Source organism: Propioniciclava sp. LT432 (genome assembly GCF_059515965.1).
The window spans coordinates 127455-133538 of the sequence record NZ_JCAKNE010000010.1; the positions used below are offsets into that span (position 1 = coordinate 127455).

Sequence of the window (6084 nt, forward strand, 5' to 3'; positions counted from 1 at the left end):
CTGCGGAAAGAGGGCTTCAGCCTCCCGCGAATGGCGGCAGCACGTCGACGAGTGTTCCCTCCGCCAGGGGGGTGTCGGGGTCGGCCGTGTTGGAGCCGTCGATGAGCACCGAGCATCGATCGAGGACCCGGGGGAAGCCCGCGCCGTGCCGTTCCGTCAGGGCGACGCGCAGGTCGCCGAGCGTGGCGGCGTCCACGAACTCGGAGTGGGTGCCCGCGGCCTCGGCGGCGGCGGCGAAGTAGCGGATGTGCGCCATCAGTCCTCCTCGGGCTGGGGAGCCGTGGCGATGGCGTCCTGCAGGTTCTTCATGACGGTCACGGGATCGGCCTTGGGGTCGGCGCCCAACGCCAGCCCCAGCACGTAGGTGGAGACCGGCGCCATCGGGCGGGCGCCCTCGTGCGCGACCCGGCGCGACAGGCGCAGGATCGCGTGCTCGTCCACGCGGGACGGGTCGAGGCCGAGCCGGGCGCAGGCATCCTCGACGAAGGCGCGCCACGCCTCCTTGTCGTCCTCGACCTCGTTGGCGGGGTCGGCGGGGTGGGAAGCGATCCAGTGCTCGAGTTGCTCGGGCGTGTCCAGGTCGTCGACCGACGCGTCTCCGGGGTCGACCGGCAGCAGGGCCAGCGAGGCCATCACGCCGCGCACCGACCGATTCGCCGGGTCCCCCCACTCCTGGAAGGCGCGACGCAGCGAGGCCGTCCGGTACAGCGCGACGAGGTGCTGCAACTCGCCCCCGGCATCGCGCAGGCACAGGCCGTCCGCCTCGGCGGGGGCCGTGGCGAGGGCGGCGGTCAGGCGGGCGACACCGGCGGGGGCGTCCGGGAGGTCGCACGCGAGCACGAGCGTCCACTCGGAGGGGGAGTCGATGGCGTCCAGCCCGGCGAGGAGTCCGGCGGCGGGACCGGTCCCGGGCGGATCCTCGCGGGTGAGCCGGACGCCGTCGGGCACGGCCACGTCGCCCACGACGACGGTCGTCCGTGCGTCGGTCGTGGCGCGCAGCACGATGTCGAGCAGGCGTTCACCCCGGACATCCAGGTCGGCCTTCGAGACCCCACCCATGCGCCGGCCCTGCCCGCCGGCAACGATGATCGCGTCGAACATCGTCATCCCTCTCTCCTCCAGGAGCCCGAGCGGCCGCCCTCCTTGGCGAGCAGGCGCACGTTCTCGATGTGGGCCGACCGATCCAGCCCCTTGACCATGTCGATGATCGCCAACGCGGCGACGCCGGCGGCCGTCAGGGCCTCCATCTCCACGCCCGTGCGGTCGGCGGTGCGGACGGTGGCGAGGATGTCGACCCCGCCGTCGTTCACTTCCAGGTCGACCGTACAGCCGTGGACGCCGATCAGATGGGCCAGCGGCAGCAGGTCGGGGGTCTTCTTGGCGGCCTGGATGCCCGCGATGCGCGCGACCGCCAGGACATCCCCCTTGGGCACCTCGCCGCTGCGCAACCGGGCGACCACCTCGGGGGACACCCGCACGGACGCCGCGGCCGTGGCGGCGCGGACGGTGGGCTGCTTGGCCGTGACGTCGACCATCCGGGCGTGGCCCGCGTCGTCGAGGTGGGTGAAGGGCATCTCGCTCACGTGAGCCTCCTGACGGCGATGAGGTCCCCGACGGTGACGGTGGTGACGTCCTCACCGACGGCGGCCAGGGCGTTGGCGAGCACCAGCGACGTCACCATGTGGGACGCCGACCCGCGGCGGTGCGCGGGCTTGACGACCTGACTGCCGCTGGGGTCGACGTCCAGGATCACGGGGATCACCTGGCGCCTCCCCGGGGGCGATGTCCAGCCCTGGGTGGCGACGGCCACGGACCAGCCAGCCGTCGGACGGTCATGCAGTCGGTCGAGGGCGGGGGCCACGAACACCTCGTAGCTGACCGAGGCCGACAGGGGGTTGCCGGGGAGTGCCACCACGGGGACACCCGACCAGCGCGCCCATCCCTGCGGCTTGCCCGGTTGCATCCGCACGTGCCGGAACTGGGCGCCGGAGGACTCCAGCACGATGCGGGTCACGTCGGCGTCCCCGACGCTCACGCCCCCCGAGACGACGATGAGGTCGCACTCCCGGGCGAGGTCGTCCAGGGCGGACGCCAGCGCCTCGGGGGTGTCGCGCACCGCGTCCGGCACGCGGGGGAGGCCCCCGTCGCGGGCAATCGCCGCGGCGAGGAAGGTGGCGTTCGACTCGTAGATCTGGCCGCGTCCCAGCGGGCTGCCCGGGGCGACAAGTTCGTCGCCGGTGGCGATGACCCCCACCACGGGACGCCGCACGCAGGTGAGGGTGGCCGCCCCCGCGGCGGCCGCCGCTGCCAGTTCGCGCGCGCCGAGCCGGACGCCGGCGTCCAGCACCACGTCGCCGGCGCGGACGTCCTCACCGGCGCGACGCACGTGGCGTCCCGCCTCGACGACCTCGTCGATGCGGACGCCGCCGTCCACGATGGTCGTCTGTTCCACGGGCACAACGGCGTCGGCTGCGGAGGGGAGCGGCGCGCCGGTCATGATCCGCACGCACATGCAGGGGCCGAAGGCCGGGTCGTCGGACGAGCCCGCCAGGACCTCCCCGCTGACGCGGAGCACCACGCCGGGCGCGAGCTCCCCGGCCCTGACCGCGAACCCGTCCATCGCCGAGTTGGCGAAGGCGGGTACGTCACCGCGGGCCCGCACCGGTTCGGCCAAGGTGCGTCCGGACGCCTCGCGCAGCGGCACGCGCTCGCTCTCCGACACGGGGGTGGCGAGGGCGAGGACCTCGGCGAGGTACTCCTCCACCGCCAGCAGGGGGCGGTTCACGTCGACCATGCTCAGTACCCCGGCTGACTGGGGTCGATGTCGCGCACCCACGCGAGGATGCCGCCCTCGAGCACCCGGATCCGGGTGTGGCCGGCCGCCACGAGCGCGCGTGCCGCGGCCTCGGCGCGCGGCTGGACCTTGCAGTGCACGACGATGTCCGCGTCGCGGTCGAGGCCCGGCGCGGTGGGGTCGGCGAGCACCTCACCCAGCGGGACGCGCACCGACCCGTCGATGGCGGCGATGGCCACCTCGGCGGGCTCGCGCACGTCGAGCACCACGGGCGGGTTGTCGGACGCCAGCGCGGCGGCCAGGTCGGCGGGGGTCACGGTGTCCAAGGCGGGTTGCTCCTGGCTGGTCGCGGGTGAGGGCGGCTCCGCCGGTCGGTGGCCGGGCCGCAGGGGGATCTCGCTCATGGTCGCCGTGAGCAGGTCGAGGAACGCGATGCGCCCCAGCAGCGGATCCCCGATGCCGCAGATGAGCTTGATCGCCTCGGCGGCCATCATGGAGCCGACTTGCCCGGTCAGCGCGCCGAGGACGCCGGCGTCCCCGCAGCTGGGGACCGTGCCGGGTGCGGGCGGTGTCGGGAACAGGTCGCGCAGGTCCGTGCCCACGTGGGGGGCGGAGGGAGCCGCCCAGAACACCGACACCTGCGCCTGGGTGCGGTAGACGGACGCCCAGACGTAGGGCAGGCCCAGCTCGGCGCACGCGTCGTTCACGGCGTACCGGGTCTCGAAGTTGTCGGTGCCGTCCAGCACCAGGTGGGCCCCGGCGAACAGGTCGGCGGCGTTGGCCTGGGTGAGCCGTGCCTGGTGGGTGACCACGTCGACGGTCGGATTGAGGGCGCTGACGGCCGCGGCCGCCGAGTCGACCTTGGGCTTCCCGACGCTGTCGTCCGGGTGGATCACTTGCCGGTGCAGGTTCGTCACGTCGACGACGTCGTCGTCGATGATCGTCAGGCGGCCCACCCCTGCGGCGGCCAGGTAGAGCAGGGCAGGTGACCCGAGGCCGCCGGCACCGAGCACGGCGACGTGTGCGTTGCGCAGGCGACGCTGGCCGGCCTCGCCGACGGCGGGGATCAGCAGGTGGCGTGCGTAGCGGTGCGTCTCGTCCTTGGTCAGCGGTGGACCCGGTTCGACCAGCGGCGGCAAGGTGGTCACGGCCCCACCCTAGACGGTCTGAAAGTGCTCAACGGCCGGCTGCAACCGATGCAACTGCCCACGGCCGCCTCCCCTGAAAACTACGCTGCGTCGGAGAAGTTGTTCTCCCGACCGGCAAGGGGTCCCGAGTTCCGCAGTTGGTGGGCATTCGGGCGGGTCTGAGCGAGCATCGATGCTTGTCAACGCGATTCGGTGGTCCCGGAACGGCTGAAAACGGTGGGCACACGAATTGTCGTGTCGGGCTTGTGTTCACCGCGGCGGACGCGGTGGAGTGGTGGGCATGTACTTGCGGACCACGCAACGACGGAACAAGGACGGCAGCATCGTCCGGTACGTGCAGGTGGCGCACAACCGGAAGGTCGACGGCGTCACCCAGGCTGAGGTCCTGTTGAACCTGGGCCGGGAGGATCGCCTGGACCGGGACGGCCTGACCCGGCTGGTGGCCTCGATCAACCGGTACCTGGGCGAACCCGCCCCCGCAGCGTTGCCCGGCGACGCCGCACACTGGGTCGGTGACCACCTCCGGGTGGCGGAGTCCCGTCCGATGGGGACGGTGTACCTGTTGGATGGGTTGTGGCGGATGCTCGGCGTGGATGATGCCCTGCGGAAGGCGCTCGGCCCGCGGAAATTCACCACCGATGTGGAGCGGGTGTTGTTCGCGTTGGTGGCGAACCGGGCGATCGATCCGATGTCGAAGCTGTCGGCCGCGGAGTGGGCCTCCCACGACGCGGCGATCCCCGGCCTCACCTCGATGGATGACGATCAGGCGTACCGGGCGATGGACGTCCTCATCGAAGCCGACGCTCAAGCGAAGGTGCAGGAGGCGGTGTTCTTCGCGGTGGCGAACCTGCTCAACCTCGAAGTCGACGTGCTCCTGTTCGACACGACCAGCACCTATTTCGAACGCGACACCGAAGAGACCGGCGACGCCGCGTTCCGGCTGTACGGCCATTCGAAGGACCACCGCAAGGACCTGCCCCAGATCGTCATCGGTCTCGCGGTCACGAAGGAAGGCATCCCGGTGCGGTGTTGGTGCTGGCCCGGCAACACCACCGACGTCACCGTCCTGCCCGAAGTCAAGGACAGCATGCGGGACTGGCGCCTGGGCCGGGTGGTCACCGTCGTCGACCGCGGCTTCTCCTCCGAAGCCAACCTGCAGTATCTGAAACGGGCGGGTGGGCACTACATCGCCGGGGAACGGATGCGCGACGGCAGCCCGCTGGTGGAAGCCGCGTTGTCGCGGCAGGGCCGCTACTCCCAGGTCCGCGACAACCTGCGCGTCAAGGAAGTCAGACTCGACGCCGCCCCGGACCGCCGGTGGGTGATCTGCCACAACCCGTCCGAAGCCGAACGGGACAAGACCCAACGCGACACCGCCCTCGACCACATCCGAGCCGAGTTGGAGCGAATCAAGGCACTCCGCGAACGAGCCGCGAAGACCCCTGCGAAGCCGGCTGGGAAGGCCACGGTCAAGGCGGACGACAAGCCCGTGGAGCCGGCGCATGTGAAGGCCGAGTGTGCCCTGCGCGACCATCCCGCCTACGGCCGCTGGGTCCGCCAACAACCCTCCGGCCGGTTGGTCATCGACCGGGCGAAGGTGACCGCGGAGGAACGCCTCGACGGCAAGTACCTGCTGTCGACCTCCGACCCCGACCTGACCCCCGAGGACATCGCCCTGGGCTACAAGAACCTCCTCGAGGCCGAACGCGGCTTCCGCGACCTGAAGTCCACGCTGGAACTCCGGCCGGTTCATCACCATCTGGAACCCCGAATCCGCGCCCACGTCCTGCTGTGCTGGCTCGCCCTGCTGCTGATCCGGGTCGCCGAACGGTCCACCGACCTGACGTGGCGGCGGATCGCGATCGAGCTCGGCCGCGTCCACGCCGTCACCCTCACCGGGAGTGCCGGCAGCGTCGTCCACGTCACCCCGCTCAACACCACCCAAACCGGCATTCTCGCCGCCTGCAAGGTCACCCCACCCCCCACCGTCACCACCCTCACCCCAGCCTGACAAGGCAAAACGGCGCTTCTGGTGACCTGCGGACGCGTGGGCACACGACCCCACGCACCCAAACCACGCGTTCGACCTAGTCAACCCGCCAATTCAGGCGATTCATCTGCCCACCAACTGCGGAACCCGGG

6 protein-coding genes are annotated in these 6084 nt (G+C 71.5%); 1 reads left to right on the plus strand and 5 read right to left on the minus strand.

The features are described 5' to 3' along the window. Positions 1 to 16: 16 nt before the first annotated feature. Genes AC5YDV_RS07400 through AC5YDV_RS07420 form a run of 5 tightly spaced genes read right to left on the minus strand, consistent with a single transcriptional unit; the run spans position 17 to position 3942 of the window. Positions 17 to 256 (minus strand): MoaD/ThiS family protein, encoded by a 240-nt coding sequence (locus AC5YDV_RS07400; protein ID WP_496182571.1) that lies wholly within the window; start codon positions 254 to 256, stop codon positions 17 to 19. Then, the gene (locus AC5YDV_RS07405; protein ID WP_496182572.1) at positions 256 to 1107 is read right to left on the minus strand and encodes an NTP transferase domain-containing protein; all 852 of its coding nucleotides are present in this window, start codon (positions 1105 to 1107) and stop codon (positions 256 to 258) included. The genes AC5YDV_RS07400 and AC5YDV_RS07405 overlap by 1 nt, the downstream gene beginning before the upstream one ends. Then, positions 1104 to 1583, minus strand: coding sequence for a cyclic pyranopterin monophosphate synthase MoaC (moaC, locus tag AC5YDV_RS07410; protein ID WP_496182573.1), 480 nt, complete (start codon positions 1581 to 1583; stop codon positions 1104 to 1106). Before moaC ends, AC5YDV_RS07405 begins: the two co-directional genes overlap by 4 nt. Then, positions 1580 to 2785, minus strand: coding sequence for a molybdopterin molybdotransferase MoeA (locus AC5YDV_RS07415; protein WP_496182574.1), 1206 nt, complete (start codon positions 2783 to 2785; stop codon positions 1580 to 1582). The genes moaC and AC5YDV_RS07415 overlap by 4 nt, the downstream gene beginning before the upstream one ends. Positions 2786 to 2796: 11 nt before the next feature. Next, positions 2797 to 3942 carry a ThiF family adenylyltransferase gene (locus tag AC5YDV_RS07420; protein ID WP_496182575.1) on the minus strand — a complete coding sequence of 382 codons (1146 nt, stop codon included), beginning with the start codon at positions 3940 to 3942 and terminating at the stop codon, positions 2797 to 2799. 280 nt (positions 3943 to 4222) lie between these two features. Between AC5YDV_RS07420 and AC5YDV_RS07425 the strand changes: the two genes are divergently transcribed. Continuing rightward, a complete protein-coding gene (locus tag AC5YDV_RS07425; RefSeq protein WP_496182193.1) occupies positions 4223 to 5953 on the plus strand; it encodes an IS1634 family transposase in 1731 nt (576 codons plus the stop codon). The last annotated feature ends 131 nt before the right edge of the window (positions 5954 to 6084 follow it).